Here is a 17,483-nt window from a genome sequence, read left to right on the forward strand (position 1 = left end):
GCTGGCGCCACTACCGATCTAGGGCCCCCGGGGTGCGGGCCCTGCGCTGCCCCCTGCTCAGGGCGTGCTGCGGTCCACCACCAGCGGGCTGCGGCCGGTGTGGCGGCGCACGCGTTCGGCCGCCTGCTGCGCATCGGCGCGCGTGGCGTAGGGGCCGGCCTGCACGCGGAACAGGCCGCTCTCCTCGAAGACCGCAATGCTGTCGATGCCGGCCTGCGGCGTGGCCAGCAGCTGGCGCTGCAACTGCTGCGCGCCCTCGAACTGGCGGAAGGCGCCCACCTGCAGCCAGAAGCCCGCGGGTGCGCGGTCGCCGGGCAAGGCGTCGTCCAGCACGCGCGGCGCTTGGCGGCCGGGGCTGGCCACGGTGGCCTGGGCCTCGTCACGTGGCTGCTGCCAGCGCCCGCTGCGGATCTCGTCGAAGGTGATGCGCTGCACCTGCACCGGCGCCACACCGGCCAGCACGCCGAGCTTCAGGGCGGCGGTGTAGCTGAGGTCGATGACGCGGCCGTCGGCGAAGGGCCCGCGGTCGTTGATGCGCACGATGACCTCGCGCCCGTTGGCCGGGTTGCGCACGCGGGCGTAGCTCGGCAGCGGCATGGTCTTGTGCGCGGCCGTCATCGCGTACATGTCGTAGACCTCGCCATTGGAGGTGCGCTGGCCGTGGAACTTGCGCCCGTACCACGAGGCCAGGCCCTCCTCCTGCAGCGGCAGGTCTTCGGTCATGGGCGTGTAGCTGCGGCCGTTGACGCGGTAGGGCTTGTTGGGCCCGCCCACCCGCAGCGCTTCCACGCGCGGCACGGCGTCGGGCACCTGGGCCAGGCCCGGCGGCGGGCGGGCCTCCGCGCCGTCAGTGGTGGGGCGGCCATCGGGGCTGCTGGCGCAGCCGCTCAGCAACGCGGCGGCCGTCGCCACCACCGCGGCACCACGGCGGGCCGCGTCCGGGGCGGTGGGCCGCGCCGCGGCGGCCATCAGGGTGTGGGGCGCGCCTGCTGCGCGTGCATCAGCTGGATGCGCTCGCGGCGCAAGGGGCGGCCCATGGCATCGGCATCGCGCACGTCGATGGCCACCGGGTGCTTGAGCTTGGGCGAGTAGTAGACGGTGCGTGTCCACTGCCCGTTGCTGCGCGTGCCGTTGGCCAGGGTTTCGGTCCAGGTGCCGGTGCTCTCGATCGGCAGCACGTCGAACTTGCCGGCGGGCGTCTCGATCTCGGTGGCGCGGGCCACCAGGCTGCCACCGCGCCATTCGGTCTGGCCGATGGTCTGGTCGGCGCGCTGGAACTTCTCGATGAAGCGCACCACACGGCGGTCACCGCGCTTCGGGTCGGCCCACCACAGGTCTTGATGCGGCTCGAAGATCGAGAAGCTGCCGTCGGGCCGCGCCAGGCGCGTGGGCCGGCCCTGCGGGTCCATCTGCAGCTGCTGGCCGTTGGCGCGCAGGGCGCCGTCCTTCATCACCTCGTCGATGGCGGTGGTGTATTCGCCCACCACCTCGTCGGCCCAGGTGTCGACCACCTGGTAGGTGAAGCTGTCGCCTTCGGTGTAGCCGAAGGGGTTGCGGCGCGGCACCGCGATGGCCGGTGTGCTGGGGGCCTCTGCCGGGCTGGGCTTGGCGCTGGGCTGCACCGCTTCGGTGGCAGCCGTCGTGGCGGGCGCGGCGCGGCGTGCGGCATCGGCCACCGGGGTGTCGGTGCTCTGGTTGACGGCCTGGTTCGCGGCCGCGGCGGCCGGTGCGGCGGTGGCTGCGGCTTCAGGCGTGGCGCCGGCGGTGGCCGCCGCAGTCGCTTCACCGGCCGCCGCCGGTGCGGCCGCGGCTGTCGCGGGCGCAGCCGCAGCCGCGGCCGGGGCTGCCCCGGCCGGTGCCAACGTGGCTGCCGTGGCGGCCGCGGCGGCCGGTGCCCCAGGCGCGGCGGCTGCCGCAACCGCTGCCGCGGGGGCAGCCACCGGCACGGCAGCCACGGCAGCAGCCGGGACCACCGCCGCCACGGCGCTGGGGGTGGTGGCTGCCGCCACGGTGCTGACGGCGGCGCTGCCGCCCGACGACGAACTGGTGGCCCGCACCCCGAGCGCCACCGCGGTGCTGCCCAGGCTGCTGGCGACGCTGCCCACGGCGCCGGCCGCGGTGGTGGCGGCGCTGACGGTGGCGGCCGCCTTGGCCACCTGGGCGGTGGCGGCCACGCCGGCCACCGTGGTGGCCACGCCGGCCACGGTGCCCAGCGCGCTGACCGCGCTGCCCACCGTGCTGCCCAGGCTGCCGCCGGCCTTGGCCGCGTTGCTCAGGGGCTTGGCATCGGGCGTGGCGGTGGTCTGCGGAAGCTCCGGCGTCGGGGCGGCCACGGCGGCGGCCGGTGCAGGCGGTGCGCTGTTCTGCGCCAGCACCTCGGCCACCGACTTCTCACCGGCAGCACGCACCGCCGGCCGCGTGACCAGGCGCGAGCCCTGGCGCAGCGCCTCGCGGGCGATCTCTTCCGGCGTGCGCGGGATCAGGCCATCGAGCAGCGAGGCCTCGGCCAGTTCTTCGCGGTCGTCGGTGTCGCCACCGATCCACGGGCTGGTCTGGCCGAGCGTGGCATCCACCATCGAGCGGCGCGTGTTGCGCAGCACCTCGGGGCCGTTGATGCGAGGCTTGAGCAGCGCGCCCACCAGCGTGCGCACGAAGGGTGTGGCCGCCAGTTCGGCCGGGGCCGTGGGCGCCGGCAGCGGCAGCGGGGCCACTGCGGGCACCTCCTGCACGACGCCGGGGGCCACGCCCAGCATGGCCATCATGCCGTGCGGCACGCGGGGCTGGGCCAGGCCCTGCTGCGGCAGCGTGGCCAGCACCGGGTGCTGCCAGGCGGCTTCCACCACCAGCAGGCGCAGGCTGTCGGGCGTGCCGATGAGGGCGTCGGCCACCTCGTCCAGCGGCACCGAGGTCTCGGCCAGTCGCTTGGCCAGGCGGTCGGGCGGCATGCTGGCGTCGAGCGCGGCGTCGCGCGGCAGCAGGAGGTTGCGGCCGTCCACCTGGGCGCCCAGGCCCGTGACGTAGACGAAACCCACGCCGCCGGGCTGCAGGCGTTCGCGGAATTCCTTCAGCGTGGCGCGCAGGTCGGCGGCGGTGAGGTCTTCGCGTGTCATCACGACGAAGCCTCCGCTGCGCAGCGCGGCCGACACGGCCTGCGTGTTGCGGGCGGCGCTGTCCACCACCGAACGGTGGCCCACCTTGCCCAGGCCCAGCACCAGGGCCAGGCGCTGCTTGCCCATGCCCAGCATCGCCTGCGCGGCCCGCACCTGGCGCGGCACGGCGATGTTGATCTCGCGCACGTCGGGCAGGCGCAGTTCGGGCAGGGTGGCCGGCACCGCCATCGGCGGGGCCGAGCCTTCGGTGTTCTGCGCCTGCACGGGGGCTTGTGTGGCCGGCGGCGTGGGCAGGACGGGCACCGCAGGCGCAGTCGCCGGCGCGGTCTGGGCGTGGCCGGTGCCGCCCAGCACGGCCAGCAGGCAGGCAGCGGAGGTGCGGCGGAAGGTGTCTTTACGCTGAGGCATGTTCGAGGGGAGCAAGGCCTGCAGGGCCGGCGCAAGTGTAGACAGCACTGTGACAGATCGTCACACGGACCGCATCCAGCAGGCGAGGGGCGGCCGCAAGGCGCCGGAGGTCCGTTGGCGGGGCCGGCCGGACGGGGCCGGCTACAGCTTCTGCGCCCAGGACTTGCAGGTGTCGTAGGTCTCCTGCGCGTTGCTGCCCCAGAAGTCGAGATCGGGTTCGGGGCCGATCTTCTCCAGCACCTCCAGCAGGCGCTTGCGGTCCTGGGCCTGGCACGCCATCCAGGCCCATGCATTGAAATGCCCGGCATGGGGGTAGCGAGCGGTCATCTCGGCATAGCCGGCGTCCACGCGCTCCCAGCGGGCCAGCGAGTCGGCGAACAGCGCGTGCTCGAACTGCTCTCGCGCCGCGGCGGTGTAGAGCCGCGCGTACAGCGCTGGCCCGTACGGGGCCCGGGTGCGCTGGGCGGCGGCCTGTATGTGCTGGTCGACCTGGCGCGCGCTGCCGCCCCACTTGGGCAGCAGGTTGGTCAGCTGCGTGAAGTGCAGCAGGTCTTCGTCGGGGAAGCGCAGGATGCCCTGCTCGTAGATGGCCTGCGTGCGGCGGTCGTCCCAGCCGGCGCCGCGCGCCACCACCAGCAAGGCCTGGAAGCCCAGGCCGTCGGACAGCAGCACGTCGCCATGCTGCACGGCGTGGGCCGTGGCCTTGTCCAGTGCCGCACGGAACAGCTCCCAGGCCTGCGGCGCCACCGTGTTGGCATAGCCCGAGCCGCGGTGGGCCCAGGCCAGGTTGGTGAGCGTCACCACATGCAGCGCATGGGCCAGCGGTGAACGCGGGTGCTGCTGCACCCACTGCGCGCTCAGGGCCGCCGTGTGCTCGGCCTGGCGCACGCGCAGGCCGCGGTTGGTGGACAGGCCGTTCTCGAAGCCCCGGTACAGCTGCACCACCTCCCACAGGCCGGCGCTGGTGCGGCGCGGCTGCGCGCGCGCGGCCTTGAAAAGGCGCTCGGCTTCGGCGAAATCGCCCCAGTGCAAGGCCAGCGAGGCCGCGCTGAAGACGGCTGAGCCGTCCACCAAGGCTTCGGCGGTGCGGGCTGCAGCCGGCGCCTTTGCCGAGGCCTGCGCCTTTGCCGGGGCGTCCGTCTGCGCGTGCGCGGCCCAGCTGCCCACGGCCAGTGCGGCCAACGCAGCCACGGCCTTGAGGGCCCCGCGCAGGCGGGCGGCCTGCGGGCCCGGGTTCAGTCGAGATTCCACAGCAACTCCAGCTGGCGGCTGACGACACCCTGGCGCAGCTTGCTGGCGTCGGGCTTGGCATGGCGCATGGCACGCACGCGGGCAAAGGTGGCACGGTCCATGGTCTGTTCCAGGGCGAGCGGCACGTGGCCGGGCCGCAGCCCGGGCATCTGCAGCGTGCGCCGGATGATCTGCACGTCGCGCACCCGCCCGGCCGCGTCGATCACCACCGCCACCTCGGTGGCGCCCGTCACTTCGAACCGTTGCGCGATGGGTGGGTAGTCTTCTGCCGCCGCGCGGCGGGCGCGCTGCCGCACCTCACCGGCCATCAGCAGCAGGTTCTCGTTGGCCGGCAAGGTGCCGAAGCGGAACAGGCGCATCGCGGCCTCGGGCGAGAGCCCGGCCCGCGGCACTTCGTTGGCCAGCCACCACTGCATCAGCGCGCACTCCACCATCAAGCCGCCATAGGGCACCGGCGGGCGTTCGCCGAGCACCTGCCGCGACAGCCACGGCGTCATGGCCCGCGTGCCCACGGGCTCGTCGGCGCGCTGCCGCTCGGCGGCCTGGAAGGCCTGCAGCTGCGGCGACGGCATCGGGCTGCTGGTGGCGGGCAGGCTGCCCGAGAGCCAGCGTTGCCAGCGTTGGCGTTCGGCCGCGATGGCGGCGTCGCGCTCGCTGCCCTGCAGCGGCATCAGGAAGAGCAGCCGGTCAGCGAGCAGCGCCCAGCCGTCCTCGTGCAACTTGCTGCGCAGGCGGCAGTAGCCGGGATGCTGCGCCAGGCGCCACTCGGTGGCCTCGCGCTCCGCGCCGGGGCTGGAGACCAGCCATGCGACCAGCTCGTCGTTCATCCGGGCCATCAGGTGGAGCAGGGTCACCGGGGCGCTGGCCTGCGGGTGGGCCGCGCGGATCTCCTGCAGCCAGCGCCGGCCGGCCGCCTTCATCAAGAGCTCCATTTCGGCGGTGAGGGTCTTGGCGCGGGCCGCCATGTCGGCGTCCAGCGGCAGCTGGGCCGGCAGGCTGATGACCATGCCCGGCCAGTCGTCGATCAGGCCTTCGATGTAGCGCCGCTCTTCGGCACTGAGGGCTGCGGGTGCGGAAGCTGCCGTCGGCGCGACCGGAGCCGTTGCCGGCGCCTGGGCCGATGCGAGCCCGAAGCCGAGCAGGCCCGTGGCCAGGAAGCTGGCCGCGCGGGCCCAGGGTCTGAAGGCGTGCATGGCGGCGCGGCCTGTGCGAAGGCAGGGGAAGCAGCGCGCAAGGCGCCGCAGCAGACGTGAAAACGCCCTGGGCGCCTTGCGGGCGCCCAGGGCGCTGGGTCGGTCAGGCGATCAGGCCTGCTTCGACAGGCGGCGGCGAGCGGCCAGCAGGGCGATGACGCCCAGGCCCATCATCGCGTAGGTGCCGGGTTCCGGCACGACGGCGATCGAGGCACCCGGCGTCGCTTCGAAGGCGTACTGCACCAGGGTGCGTTGGGTCAGCGCGGCGCCGATGGCGATCTGCGCCCAGCCATAGTGGGTGGTGCCGCCCGCTTCGTTGACGAAGCGGAAGCCGAAGAAGTTGTTCGAGCTGTTCAGCAGCCACTGCGACTGGAAGGCGGTGGTGCCCGAGCCGAAGGTGCTCGTCGCACCGACCAGGCTGCCGGGGGCCAGGTTGGTCACGTTGTTGGCAGACGTGATCACGTAGGCGCCGCCGGCCGGGGCCGTCGGGCTGAAGAAGGCCAGGCCCGTTGCGCTCCACGGGTTGATGTCCCAGCCCGGCACGGTGGTGCCCGTGCCGCCAGCCGGCAGGTTGTTGGCACCGGTCACCACGTTCAGGTACAGACCGTTGGTGGAAGCGGGGATGTTCAGGTTGACGATGCCGCTGCTCACGACCTGGGCGTGGGCGGTGGCGGCAGCGAAGAGGGCGCCGGCGCCGATCGCGAGGGCGATCGAGGTGCGCGCGGTGCTGGGGATGAATCGGCTTGTCATCGGGACTCCTGGCGTTCTGAGATCAAAAGGGTTGAGATGCATCGCCGGGCCCGGAGGTTTCCGGTGCCCGCGAGTTCGACCGTCTCGAATGCGGAATGACGCTTCTGCGGCGCCCCCTCCCACACTCACCGTGACGGTCCCACGGGGGCCCCCTAGCAACAACCCCGCGTTTGCGGGGACCGACACACCGCCGTCACCAAACACCTAGTTTGCAGTCCGGGTTTGCACGGTCCTGCTGGCGCGCACGCACCAGCGCATCGCGCAACGGGGCCAGCAGCTCGCCGTAGGCGTCCGCCGGGGCCGAGATGCGTTTCATAGGCTGCCGCACTTGCAGGGCGCTGGGCGTGCGGATGGCCCGCTGCGCAGCATGGGCATTCAGGCAGACGGCGTCGAAAGGCAGGCCGCAGAAGGCCAGCAGCGCACGGATCTCGCGCTCGGCGTCCTGGATCAAGGCTTCGTAGTGCTGCACCCTCACGTGCGCGGGCTCGCGCGCGGCCCAGGCGTCGCCCGAGCGCTCGCAGGCCACCGCGAACTGCGCCAGGCTCTCGAAGTCGTAGCTGTAGGCAGCCAGCCCGGGCCCGAAAAGCTGCTTGTAGCAAGACCAGCAGGTCTGCAGCGCCTCGCGCCGGCAGTCGATGATGCGCGCACCCGGCAGCATGGCCCGCAGCGCGCCGGTGTAGAGCCAGTTGTCGGGCAGCTTGTCGGTGGCGATGGGCCTTTGCTGGCGCCAGCGGGCGCTGCGGCGCAGGTAGTCGCGGCCCAGGCGTGTCCAGTCGGTTGCACGGGCGTCGGTGGCCCATTGCAGGAAGGGCCGGCGGCGGCGCTGCGATTCCTCTTCGATGACCTGCTGCAGGTAAGGCAGCTCGCTGGCGCCTTCGACCTGCGGATGGCTGGCCAGCACCTGCTCGACCAGCGTGCTGCCCGAGCGCGGCAGGCCCACGAGAAAGATCACCTCTTCGCCCTGCGCGGCTTCGCTGCGGGCCACGGGCCCGGAGAACGCGGCCTCCAGCGCCTGCATCTGTTGCGCGAAGACGGCGGCGTTCCAGGGCAGCGTGCGGCGCACGCCGGCGTTGGCCTGCTGCAGGGCCTGCAGGGCCTCGGCAGGGCGGCCGGCGGCTTCGAGGGCGCCACCGAGCGCGAAGTCCAGCAGCGCCTGCTCGTCCGCCGGGGCCGTGCCGCGCCGGCTGGCCGCGGCGAGCTGTTCGAGCTCGGCCGGCTGCAGCGGCACGGTCTTCAGGTCGACGAGGGCGAACCAGGCGCGCGCCGCCTCGCGCCCCTGTGCGATGAGCCGCCGGCAGTCGGCCGCGGCCGGCTCGCTGTGGCCCAGCGCCTTGTGGCAGCGCGAGCGCTGCAGCAGACCCGGGGCCGAATCGGGCGAGCGCGCCAGGTGCGCCTCGGCCGCACCGAGCGCCATGTCGTAGTGGCCTTGCCGGTCGCATTCCTGGCTGAGTTCGAGCCAGTCGCTGGCGCTGCGGGTGCAGGCCGCCGCAGCCGCCAGGCTGCGCTGGGCGCCCGAGGGGTCGTCGGCCTCGGCCTGGGCCTGGGCGAGCTGCAGCCACAGGCGGGGGTCATCGGGGCGCCGCTCGGTGGCGCGCAGCAGGCGGGCGGCGGCCAAGGGCCAGTCGCCGGCCTCGCGCGACTGTTGCGCCAGCCCCAGCAGCACTTCGGGGTGGTCGGGGGCCTCGTTGGCCAGTTGCAGCAGCCATTGCCCGGCCATCAGGCGGTCACCGGCGGCCTGCAGCTGCATCACGCGGCGCATCGTTTCGGCCTGGCGCTGCGTGAGGCCCTTGAGCCGCTGCTTCAGATCGGAGGCGGCTGCCGGGTTCGGGGTCGGGGCATGGGCGGGCATGCGGGCATTCTGCCGCCCGCAGGCGCGGCAGACCGGGCAGACGGAGCCGGCCGCCTAGCCGGGCTGCCCGGGCTGCTGCTTCCTGGCCTGGATCGTTTGCCCGCCCTGCCGGAAGACCAGGCCGCTGACCTGCCCGGCCGCGTCTCGCACGAAGGTGATCTGCACGCCGAAGGCCGGGGCCTCGGCCTGCTCGGTGCCGGTGGGCGTCAACTCGAAGGCGCCCTGGCCGGTGGCCTGCCCCATCAGCCTGCCGTCGCTTTCGAAGATGCGCAGCACGAAACCCGGCATCAGCTCGTAGTGGCCGGCCCACGGCGCCCAGGCCGGGTTGGGCGCCGTGGCCGTGCGGGCCACGCCCACCCGCGGCATGTCGATGACGCCGCCGCCCTGGCGCCACAGCAGCCGCAGCACCTGGCCCTGCGGGTCGCGCTGGGGCGTGGCCAGCGCCGTGGTCACCAGGGGGTAGAGATCGCCGCGGTCGTCGGCGCGCAGCTCGAAATCGTCCTGCCCGGGCACACTGGCCATGAGCCGCCCCCCAGGGGCTTCATGAAGCCGCATGCGCACGCCGGGCTGCAACTGGTACTCGCCGACCAGGGCTGCCCGCAGTTCGGCAGCCAGCTCCACCGCCCGGCGCGGGCGCTGTGGCGCCGGCCGTGCGCCCAGCAGCGCGGCGGCCACGTCGCCCAGGCCACCCAGGTCGGTGAGCGCGGTGTCGGCCAGCAACACCACGGCACGGCCGGGTGCGCTGCCGTCGGCAGGCGCCGGCTGCACGATCAGCAGTGACGAGAAGCCGCCCGTGCCCCCTTCGTGCCCCGGCGCGGCGCGACCGTTGGCGCGGCCGAGCAGCCAGAAGTAGCCATGTCGATGGGCCAGCGGCTGCAGGCTGCGCGCGATCACCGCCCGCAATGGCGTGGCCTCGGGCCGCAGCAGTGCCTGTGCGTAGGCCACCATGTCGTCCAGCGTGGCCTTCACGCCGCCCACACCGGCCAGGTTGGGCGGGAAGGTCCACGGCGCGTTGGGGCGACCGCTGGCCTGGTGGCCCGTGGCACGCGGCTGGCCCGCCGGCGCGCGGGCGACCCAAGCACCCGGCATCTTCAGCGGCAGCAGCACCCGTTCGCGCAGCGCCGTCTCGAAGTCGCCGCCATGGGCGCGTGCCACCGCCAGCGACAGGACCATCGCGCCGAAGTTCGAGTAGCTGCTGCGGCTGCCGATGGGGCCACTCAGCTGCACCCGGGCCAGCGAATCGAGCAGCTGCGCTTCGGTGAGGGTGGCGTAGGGGTCTTCGGGGTTGGGGGCCTGCATCAGCGCCGGCACCGCAGGCAGGCCAGCGCTGTGCGTGAGCAGGTCGGCCACGGTGATCTGCCGCTCGCCCTGGCGGGGCAGCACCGTGCCGGCGGGCAGGTGGCGCGCAATCGGGTCGTCCAGCCTCCAGCGGCCTTGCTCCACCAGGTCGGCGACGAGCAGACCGAGCATCGTCTTCGAGATGGAGCCGATCTCGAAGGCGGCGTCCAGTGCGGGTGGCGATGTGGCGCGTGCACAGAAGCGGGCACGCTGCACGGTGCCGTCTTCGATGGTGGCGGCGACGATGCAGGCGCCGGTGCGGTCGCCCTCCAGCCGCTGCTGCAACACCTGCTCCAGGGTGTTCGTCTGCGCCATGGCCGTCATGCTACCCAGGAGCAGCACGAGCAGGGCCCACGAGCGCGAATCACGCATGTCCAAGACCTTCGGAGCGTTGACGCCGGCAGCCTGCGCAGGGCGCAGGTCGCGCCCTGCGCCTTCAGCGTGGGCGAGCCCCTGGCTACCCTGGGCGGGCGGACGGCCGGTGGAGGCAGGCTCGATGATCCACGGAATCGCTGGCAGGCCGACACCCGGGAAAGTGCCGGCCTCGGCGCGCCCTCACTTCTTCGTGTAGATGCGATCGAAGGAACCGCCGTCGTTGAAGTGTTCGGTCTGGGCCTTGGTCCAGCCGCCGAAGACCTCGTCGATGGTGAACAGGTTCACCTTCAGGTTCAGCACGTTGGCGTACTTCGCGGCCACCTTGGCATCGCGCGGACGGTAGTAGTTCTGCGCCGCGATGTCCTGGCCCTCGGGCGTGTAGAGGAACTCCAGGTAGGCCTGGGCCGCGGCGCGCGTGCCCTTGCGATCGACGTTCTTGTCGACGATGGTCACCGGCGGCTCGGCCAGGATGCTGATGGACGGCACCACGATGTCGAACTTGGTCGGGCCCAGTTCCTTCACGGCCAGGAAGGCCTCGTTCTCCCAGCTCAGGAACACGTCGCCCACGCCGCGCTCGGTGAAGGTGGTCAGCGAGCCGCGCGCACCCGAATCGAGCACCGGCACGTTCTTGAACAGGTCGGCCACGAACTTCTCGGCGACCGCGGCGTTGTTGCCGTTCTTGCGCAGCGCGTAACCCCAGGCGGCCAGGTAGTTCCAGCGAGCACCGCCGCTGGTCTTGGGATTGGGCGTGACGACGGAGATGCCGGGCTTGACGAGGTCGTCCCAGTCCTTGATGTTCTTCGGGTTGCCCTTGCGCACCAGGAAGACGATGGTGCTGGTGTACGGGCTGCTGTTGTTGGGCAGGCGCTTCTGCCAGTCGGCCGGGATCAGCTTGGCCTTGTTGTGCAGTTCGTCGATGTCGTAGGCCAGGGCCAGCGTCACGACGTCGGCATCCAGACCGTCGATGACCGAGCGCGCCTGGCGGCCCGAGCCGCCGTGGCTCTGCTTGACGGTGACGACCTCGCCCGTCTTCTTCTGCCAGTGGGCGGCGAAGGCCTTGTTGAAGTCGACATACAGCTCGCGCGTGGGGTCGTAGCTGACGTTGAGCAGGGTCACCGTCTTCTGCGCCAGCGCCGCCGGGGCCAGCATGGTGGCGGCCGTGGTGGCGGCGGCGGCAAGGACGCCGCGACGGGCGATGGAGGGCAGGGCGGGCTTTTTCATGCAGGTCTCAGCAGGGTTTCAAGGCCATGGAACGTCGAAGACACGGGCCGCCGGCAGGGGCCGGCGGACGACATCGCGGCGCATCCTAGAAAGCGCCCTGCTGCGGGACAACGAAGCAAATCGAGTCTGCTCATGCGGCCAAAGCAGAAGGTTTGGGCGCCAACACGGCCGCGAGGCGTTCGGCCTGGGTCTGGCACCAGCGTTCGGCCAGGGCCAGGGGGCCGTGGCCCGATTCGGCATTGATGTGACCGGCCGCACCCAGGTTGACCACCGGGCAGCCCCAGCGTGCGCCCCATCGCGCCGCCTCGCTCCACGGCAGCCAGGGGTCGTTGAGGCTCGCCACCACCGTGGCCGGCACAGGCAGCGGTTCGCGCGAGATCGCCTCCGACAGCCCGAAGCGGGCCGGGTCGGCCGGCGCCACCAGCAGCGCCGCGGCGATGGGGCTGCCGGGCACGCGGGCGAGGTGTTCCACCAGCGCCAGCACACCGAAGCTGTGCGCCACGGCCAGCCACGGGCCGGGGCCGTGGCGGGCGAGCACGCTGTCGATGCGAGCGCCCCAGCGGCGCAGGTCGGCGGTGTCCCAATCGCGCTGCACCACGCGCACGGCGCCCTGACTGCGCCCCTCCAGCCAGGTCTGCCAGTGGGCCGGGCCGCTGTCGCGCAGGCCGGGAATCACCAGCAGGCGCGGCGGCAAGGTGGCAGGCGAGGTCGGTTCCAAGGCTAGCCTCTTTTCGGCAACGACGGGCCTTGCAGCTTGCCCGCCCCCCGCCGCGGCGCGAACGAAGCCTTTGTTCTGAGGTCATGCCGTGTGCGCATCTGCGCTGTCCGCATCAAGACCACCCAGCGCTGATGCGGTCTGCGCATGAGCAACCGCGTTTTACTTCGTTGGCCGGCCCCGCAGGCCCGCCTAGTCTTGCGCACCGAGCTGACCCCGAGGGCCCTGTCCATGAACGCGGCCCCTGACCCCGAAGGACGATGGACATGAGTGCCGACACTGCCGCCCCGCCTGCCACCGCGGCAGGCCTGGGCGCTGGCGCTGGCCCGGGAGGTGGCGCTGGTGGACCTGCGCAGCGCCGAAGAGCGGCGCTTCGTGGGTCACGTGCCGGGCGGCCTGCACGTGGCCTGGGCCACGGGCACTTCGCTCAAGCGCAACCCACGCTTCGTGAAGGAGCTGGAAAGCCGTGCCGGCGGCAAGCGCTCGGCGCGGGCCGCCGAGGCTGCCGCGCAGGCTGGCTTCAACGCGGTGTTCAACGTGCTGGAAGGCTTCGAGGGCGAGGCCGACGGGACGCAGCAGCGAGGCCACATCAACGGATGGCGCTGGCACAGCCTGCCCTGGGTTCAAGACTGAGGGCGGCCGCGCGATGAGCGCTGCAGACAGCCCCGACCGCGTCCACGGCCACGCCCCCGGCAGCGCGGCCGCAGACCTCGAACTCGACCCCGTCGTCGCCGAACTGCGCGCTGCGCGCCACCGCTGGCGCGACGCACAGCGCCGCCCGCGCGAAGCGGGCGGCCGCGAGCTGCCCTCGCGCGAGGCGCTGGCCGCCATCGTCGAAGGGCTGCGGGGGGCCTTGTTCCCGATGCGCCTGGGCCCGCCCGACCTGCGGCCCGACACCGAGGACTACTACGTCGGCCACACCCTGGACACGGTGCTGGGCGCCCTGCAGCAGCAGGTGGCCTTGGAGCTGCGCCACCACGCGCGCCACGGCGGCGAAGGCCCCGGCGCGCCGGGGGCGACGCTGGAACAGCAGGCCCGCAGCACCGTGCAGGCTTTTGCCCAGTCGCTGCCGGCCATCCGCACGCTGCTCGACAGCGACGTCCTCGCCGCCTTCGAAGGCGACCCCGCGGCGCGCAGCGTGGACGAGGTGCTGCTCTGCTACCCCGGCATCCGCGCCACCATCAACCACCGGCTGGCGCACCAGCTGTACCGCCAAGGCGTGCCACTGCTGGCCCGTGTGATCGCCGAACTGGCGCACGGCGAGACCGGCATCGACATCCACCCCGGCGCGCAGATCGGCCCGGGCTTCTTCATCGACCACGGCACGGGCGTCGTCATCGGCGAAACCACCGTCATCGGCGAACGGGTGCGCATCTACCAGAACGTGACGCTGGGCGCCCGCAGCTTCCCCAGCGGCCCCGACGGCCAGCTCACCAAGGGCCTGCCAAGGCACCCGATTGTCGAAGACGAAGTCGTGGTCTACGCTGGCGCGACCGTGCTGGGGCGGGTGACCATCGGCCGCGGCTCGGTGATCGGCGGCAATGTCTGGCTCACGCGCAGCGTGCCGCCCGGCACGCACGTGACGCAGGCCGACCACCAATCGCGCTGAGGCGCCACGAAGCACTGCTTCCTTCCCTACCGCGCACACCCCACGGAACGCCGAACGCAGCCATGGCCGACGCCCCCGAGACCCAACTCGCGCTCAGCGACGCTGCCGCACGGCAGCTGACCAGTGCGAAGAAGACCGCGCCGCAGCTCGCCACCATCACGCCGCGCTGGCTGACGCACCTGCTGCAGTGGGTGCCCGTGGAAGCCTGCAGCTACCGCCTGAACAAGGTCAAGGACCCCGAGGCCGTGAAGGTGGCCTGCGCCCAGCGCGACGAGGCCGAACTGCCCGTCATCTTGGCCGATCAAGACGCCCAGCCGCGCGAGTACTTCCTGAACGTCGTGGGCACGGTGCTGGACATGCCAACGCGCGTGAGCGACCTCTACAGCAGCCCACACGACCAGATCAAGGAGCAGCTGCGCGTCGTCATCGAGACGATCCAGGAGAAGCAGGAAAGCGAGCTGATCAACAACGCCGACTACGGCCTGCTGGGCCCGAGCCAAGCTCGTCGGCATCAGCCAGGTGAGCAACGCCCTGGGCACCGTGGTGCCGGTGCACGAGGAGGTGGACATCGCGCGCCGCCAGGGCATCACCACCCTCGTCGACGGCGCGCAGAGCATCTCGCACCTGGCGGTGGACGTGCAGGCCATCGGCTGCGACTTCTTCGTCTTCAGCGGCCACAAGCTCTTCGCGCCCACCGGCATCGGCGCCGTCTACGGCCGCAAGGCAGTGCTGGAAGACACGCCACCGCGGCCGTGCGGCCCATCCCCGGCGTGCGCTTGATCGGCACCGCGGCCGAGAAGGCCAGCGTGATGAGCTTCGTGCTGGAGGGCTACGCGCCCGAAGCCGTGGGCAAGGCGCTGAACGAAGAAGGCATCGCGGTACGCTCGGGCCACCACTGCGCCCAGCCCATCCTGCGGCGCTTCGGCCTGGAGGCCACGGTGCGGCCCTCGTTCGCGTTCTGCAACACCTGCGAAGAGATCGACCGGCTGGTCGCCGTGGTGCGGCGACTGGCGCGGGCTTGAACACAAAACCCAACCCTGGAGACGCCCCTTGAAGACCTTGATCCTGGCCAGCGCCCTGCTGGCCGCCACGGCGGCCGGCGCGCAAACCGTCGACCGCCAGGCCCGCGCCTGGGCCGCCACCTGCGCCGCCTGCCACGGCACCGGCGGGCAGAGCCAGGGCGGCATCCCGCCCATCGGCCGCGACGCCCAACTCGTCTACCGCGCCCTGCTGGAGTTCAAGAACAACCAACGTCCGGCGGCCACGGTGATGCACCAGCACACCAAGGGCTACACCGACGATGAGCTCAAGCGCATCGCGGCCTACTTCGCCACCGCCAGCAACAACAAGTGAGGAGGGCTGCAGCATGGCTCTGAACCGACGTCAACTCATCCTCGCCGGCCTGGGCGGCAGCGCGGCGGCCCTCACCGGCTGCGCCAGCGTGGGCGGCAGCAAGCCCATCGGCCGCGTGGTCGTCATCGGCGGCGGCTTCGGCGGCGCCACCACGGCCAAGTACATCCGGCTGTGGGAGCCGCGCATCGAGGTCACGCTGGTGGAGCGCAACCCCGAGTTCATCAGCTGCCCCATCAGCAACCTGGTGGTGGCGGGCTACAAGAACCTCAGCGAGATCACGCTGCCTTACGACGGCCTGGCCAAGCACGGCGTGAAGCTGGTGCGCGACGAAGCCACCGCCATCGACTTCGAGAAGAAGGAAGTGCGCCTGGCCCGCGGTGCGGCGCTGCCCTACGACCGCCTGGTGGTGGCCCCGGGCGTGGACTTCCAGTTCGAGAAGATCGGCGGCCTGGCCGAAGCCGGTCCCGCAGGGCGCGTGCTGCACGCCTGGAAAGCCGGCCCGCAGACCACCGAGTTGCGTGCGCGCCTGCAGGCGCTGCCCGATGGCGGCGTGTTCGCGATCAGCATCCCGAGGGCGCCCTACCGCTGCCCGCCCGGGCCCTATGAACGCGCCAGCGTGGTGGCGGCCTACTTCAAGCAGCACAAGCCGCGCAGCAAGGTGCTGATCCTCGACGCCAACCCCGACATCGTCTCGAAGAAGGGCCTGTTCGTGAAGGCCTGGAACGAGCTCTACCCGGGCATCATCGAGTACCGGGCCAACGCCGAGGTGGTGGAGTTCGACGTGCGCGGCAACGTCGCCAAGGGCCAGGTGGAAGACTACAAGGCCGACCTCTTCAACATCATCCCGCCGCAGCAGGCCGGGCGCATTGCGCAGCCGCTGATCACGGTCAACAACCAGTGGGTGGGCGTGGAGTTCCAGACCTGGGAATCCACCAAGGTGCCCGGCGTGCACGTCATCGGCGACGCCATCGCCGCGGCGCCCGGCATGCCCAAGAGCGGCTTCCAGGCCAACAACCACGGCAAGGTGGTGGCCGATGCGGTGGTGGCCCGCCTCACGGGCCAGCCCGTCAACGAGAGCCCCATCATCGCCAACACCTGCTACAGCTTCGTGAGCGACAAGGAAGTGGTGCATGTGGCCAGCGTGCACAAGTGGAACGCCGAGCAGAAGACCTTGGTGCCGGTGGCCGGCGCCGGTGGCCTGAGCGCGGCGCGCAACGAACTGGAAGGCGTCTACGCGCTGAGCTGGGCGCGCAACATCTGGGCCGACGCGCTGACCTGAAGCCACGTTCCTGCGGACAGCCAACAGGCGCCCTGCGGGGCGCCTGTTTCATGGCGCAGCGCGTTCATGCGCAGTGCCCGGTGGGCCGGCTCTTCGGTGGATGGCGAAACAAGGGACCCGCAGGTTCGTGCGCCGAACCTACCTTTGGAGATTCCCCGTCCTGCACGCGCCGGACGCCAGAACCTGCGGGCCGAATCGCCATCGTTCGGTGGCCCGTGACCCGCGCATCAGGGCGACGCTGAAGGCCCTGAACATGGGGGCCGCGCTGAAGGCGGAAGTCGCAGAAGCAGCTATGCGGATTTTGGCTGCCGGTTCAGCCCCGCCAGCATCAGGGGGCTGCGCGCACGCGGTGCGCCGGCGGACGCAAGCCGCCAGGGCTGCGACTGCGAGGCGCTGTCTCCTTCACCATCAACGATCAACTGGCCGAACCTGCCGTTAACCGTAAGAGGCCCTTCGCGCCATTCAACGCATCACTTGACCAAACCTCTTGACGAGTCGGTCGAATGCTGGAGGCAAGTAAAGCACTTGCCGGCGCTACTTGGCAGAGCCAGGCGCATTGCATGAGCCTCAGTAAACCAAACGGCTCCTTGGTCTGTCAATGGTCACCCGAAAAACGAGTCAGCTTGCAGAGTCGGCTAAGTGATTAGCCCGCAAAGAGCTTTTCTCCTGCGAAGGTGCCGCTGATCACGAAACGGTTGAACCGACTCAGGTTGGATGCAAGCCGAACCGGCATATGCGCGACCCGATGCCGTCTCACGTCAGCAAAGTTGGGGATAGTGATTCGTCGGTCGTGGCTCAGGCTTGCGATCGTGTCGGAGGCGGGGTTGCGGACAGTGAATTCGACGAAGCGAATCTTTCGGTCCAGGCGAGCAATGCTCGCCCTGGCTTTGCTTGCACACCTTGCCTCTGAGGCAGCCCCAAGTGCTGTCCCCGACTGCCTTTACGCCTCTTCTCTAGGCGATCAGCAGGTTGCAGTTGAATCCGGTCTTGTCCGGGTGGCCGGTTCTCGGCTGAAGGCGCTAGATCCAATGG

Annotated in this window: 14 protein-coding genes; 5 read left to right on the forward strand and 9 right to left on the reverse strand. The window is 71.6% G+C overall.

The features are described 5' to 3' along the window. Positions 1-57 precede the first annotated feature (57 nt). From EOE66_RS02970 to EOE66_RS03010, 9 genes are all read right to left on the reverse strand, one after another. Complete coding sequence (locus tag EOE66_RS02970; protein WP_128227180.1) at positions 58-969, reverse strand: septal ring lytic transglycosylase RlpA family protein; 912 nt, start codon at positions 967-969, stop codon at positions 58-60. Then, positions 969-3,518, reverse strand: coding sequence for a caspase family protein (locus EOE66_RS22335; RefSeq protein ID WP_128227181.1), 2,550 nt, complete (start codon positions 3,516-3,518; stop codon positions 969-971). The genes EOE66_RS02970 and EOE66_RS22335 overlap by 1 nt, the downstream gene beginning before the upstream one ends. A gap of 141 nt (positions 3,519-3,659) precedes the next feature. After that, the gene (locus EOE66_RS02980) at positions 3,660-4,769 is read right to left on the reverse strand and encodes a hypothetical protein (protein ID WP_128227182.1); all 1,110 of its coding nucleotides are present in this window, start codon (positions 4,767-4,769) and stop codon (positions 3,660-3,662) included. Then, complete coding sequence (locus EOE66_RS02985) at positions 4,754-5,962, reverse strand: energy transducer TonB (RefSeq protein WP_128227183.1); 1,209 nt, start codon at positions 5,960-5,962, stop codon at positions 4,754-4,756. Before EOE66_RS02985 ends, EOE66_RS02980 begins: the two co-directional genes overlap by 16 nt. Before the next feature lie 111 nt (positions 5,963-6,073). After that, entirely contained in the window at positions 6,074-6,712 is a 639-nt protein-coding gene (locus tag EOE66_RS02990) for a PEP-CTERM sorting domain-containing protein (protein WP_164884977.1), read from the reverse strand. A 193-nt stretch (positions 6,713-6,905) separates the two neighbouring features. Continuing rightward, entirely contained in the window at positions 6,906-8,561 is a 1,656-nt protein-coding gene (locus EOE66_RS02995; RefSeq protein ID WP_128227185.1) for a tetratricopeptide repeat-containing sulfotransferase family protein, read from the reverse strand. A 54-nt stretch (positions 8,562-8,615) separates the two neighbouring features. Further along, a complete protein-coding gene (locus EOE66_RS03000; RefSeq protein WP_128227186.1) occupies positions 8,616-10,271 on the reverse strand; it encodes a serine hydrolase domain-containing protein in 1,656 nt (551 codons plus the stop codon). A 183-nt stretch (positions 10,272-10,454) separates the two neighbouring features. Continuing rightward, positions 10,455-11,495 carry a sulfate ABC transporter substrate-binding protein gene (locus EOE66_RS03005; RefSeq protein ID WP_259376378.1) on the reverse strand — a complete coding sequence of 347 codons (1,041 nt, stop codon included), beginning with the start codon at positions 11,493-11,495 and terminating at the stop codon, positions 10,455-10,457. A 130-nt stretch (positions 11,496-11,625) separates the two neighbouring features. Then, entirely contained in the window at positions 11,626-12,213 is a 588-nt protein-coding gene (locus tag EOE66_RS03010) for an RBBP9/YdeN family alpha/beta hydrolase (protein ID WP_128227187.1), read from the reverse strand. Positions 12,214-12,480: 267 nt separating this feature from the next. Between EOE66_RS03010 and EOE66_RS03015 the strand changes: the two genes are divergently transcribed. The 5 genes from EOE66_RS03015 (at position 12,481) to EOE66_RS03040 (ending at position 16,451) form a co-directional block, all read left to right on the forward strand. Continuing rightward, a complete protein-coding gene (locus EOE66_RS03015) occupies positions 12,481-12,843 on the forward strand; it encodes a rhodanese-like domain-containing protein (RefSeq protein WP_375137450.1) in 363 nt (120 codons plus the stop codon). A 13-nt stretch (positions 12,844-12,856) separates the two neighbouring features. Further along, a complete protein-coding gene (epsC, locus tag EOE66_RS03020) occupies positions 12,857-13,819 on the forward strand; it encodes a serine O-acetyltransferase EpsC (RefSeq protein ID WP_128227188.1) in 963 nt (320 codons plus the stop codon). Positions 13,820-13,881: 62 nt separating this feature from the next. Further along, positions 13,882-14,841 carry an aminotransferase class V-fold PLP-dependent enzyme gene (locus EOE66_RS22500; protein ID WP_441347001.1) on the forward strand — a complete coding sequence of 320 codons (960 nt, stop codon included), beginning with the start codon at positions 13,882-13,884 and terminating at the stop codon, positions 14,839-14,841. Positions 14,842-14,869: 28 nt separating this feature from the next. Continuing rightward, positions 14,870-15,172, forward strand: a complete 303-nt coding sequence (locus tag EOE66_RS03035; protein WP_205702613.1) for a c-type cytochrome — start codon at positions 14,870-14,872, stop codon at positions 15,170-15,172. Positions 15,173-15,191: 19 nt separating this feature from the next. Continuing rightward, positions 15,192-16,451, forward strand: a complete 1,260-nt coding sequence (locus tag EOE66_RS03040) for an FCSD flavin-binding domain-containing protein (RefSeq protein ID WP_375137456.1) — start codon at positions 15,192-15,194, stop codon at positions 16,449-16,451. Positions 16,452-17,483 lie beyond the last annotated feature (1,032 nt).

The sequence above is a fragment of the Rubrivivax rivuli genome (assembly GCF_004016505.1).
In the GTDB taxonomy this organism is placed as follows: Bacteria; Pseudomonadota; Gammaproteobacteria; order Burkholderiales; family Burkholderiaceae_C; genus Rubrivivax; species Rubrivivax rivuli.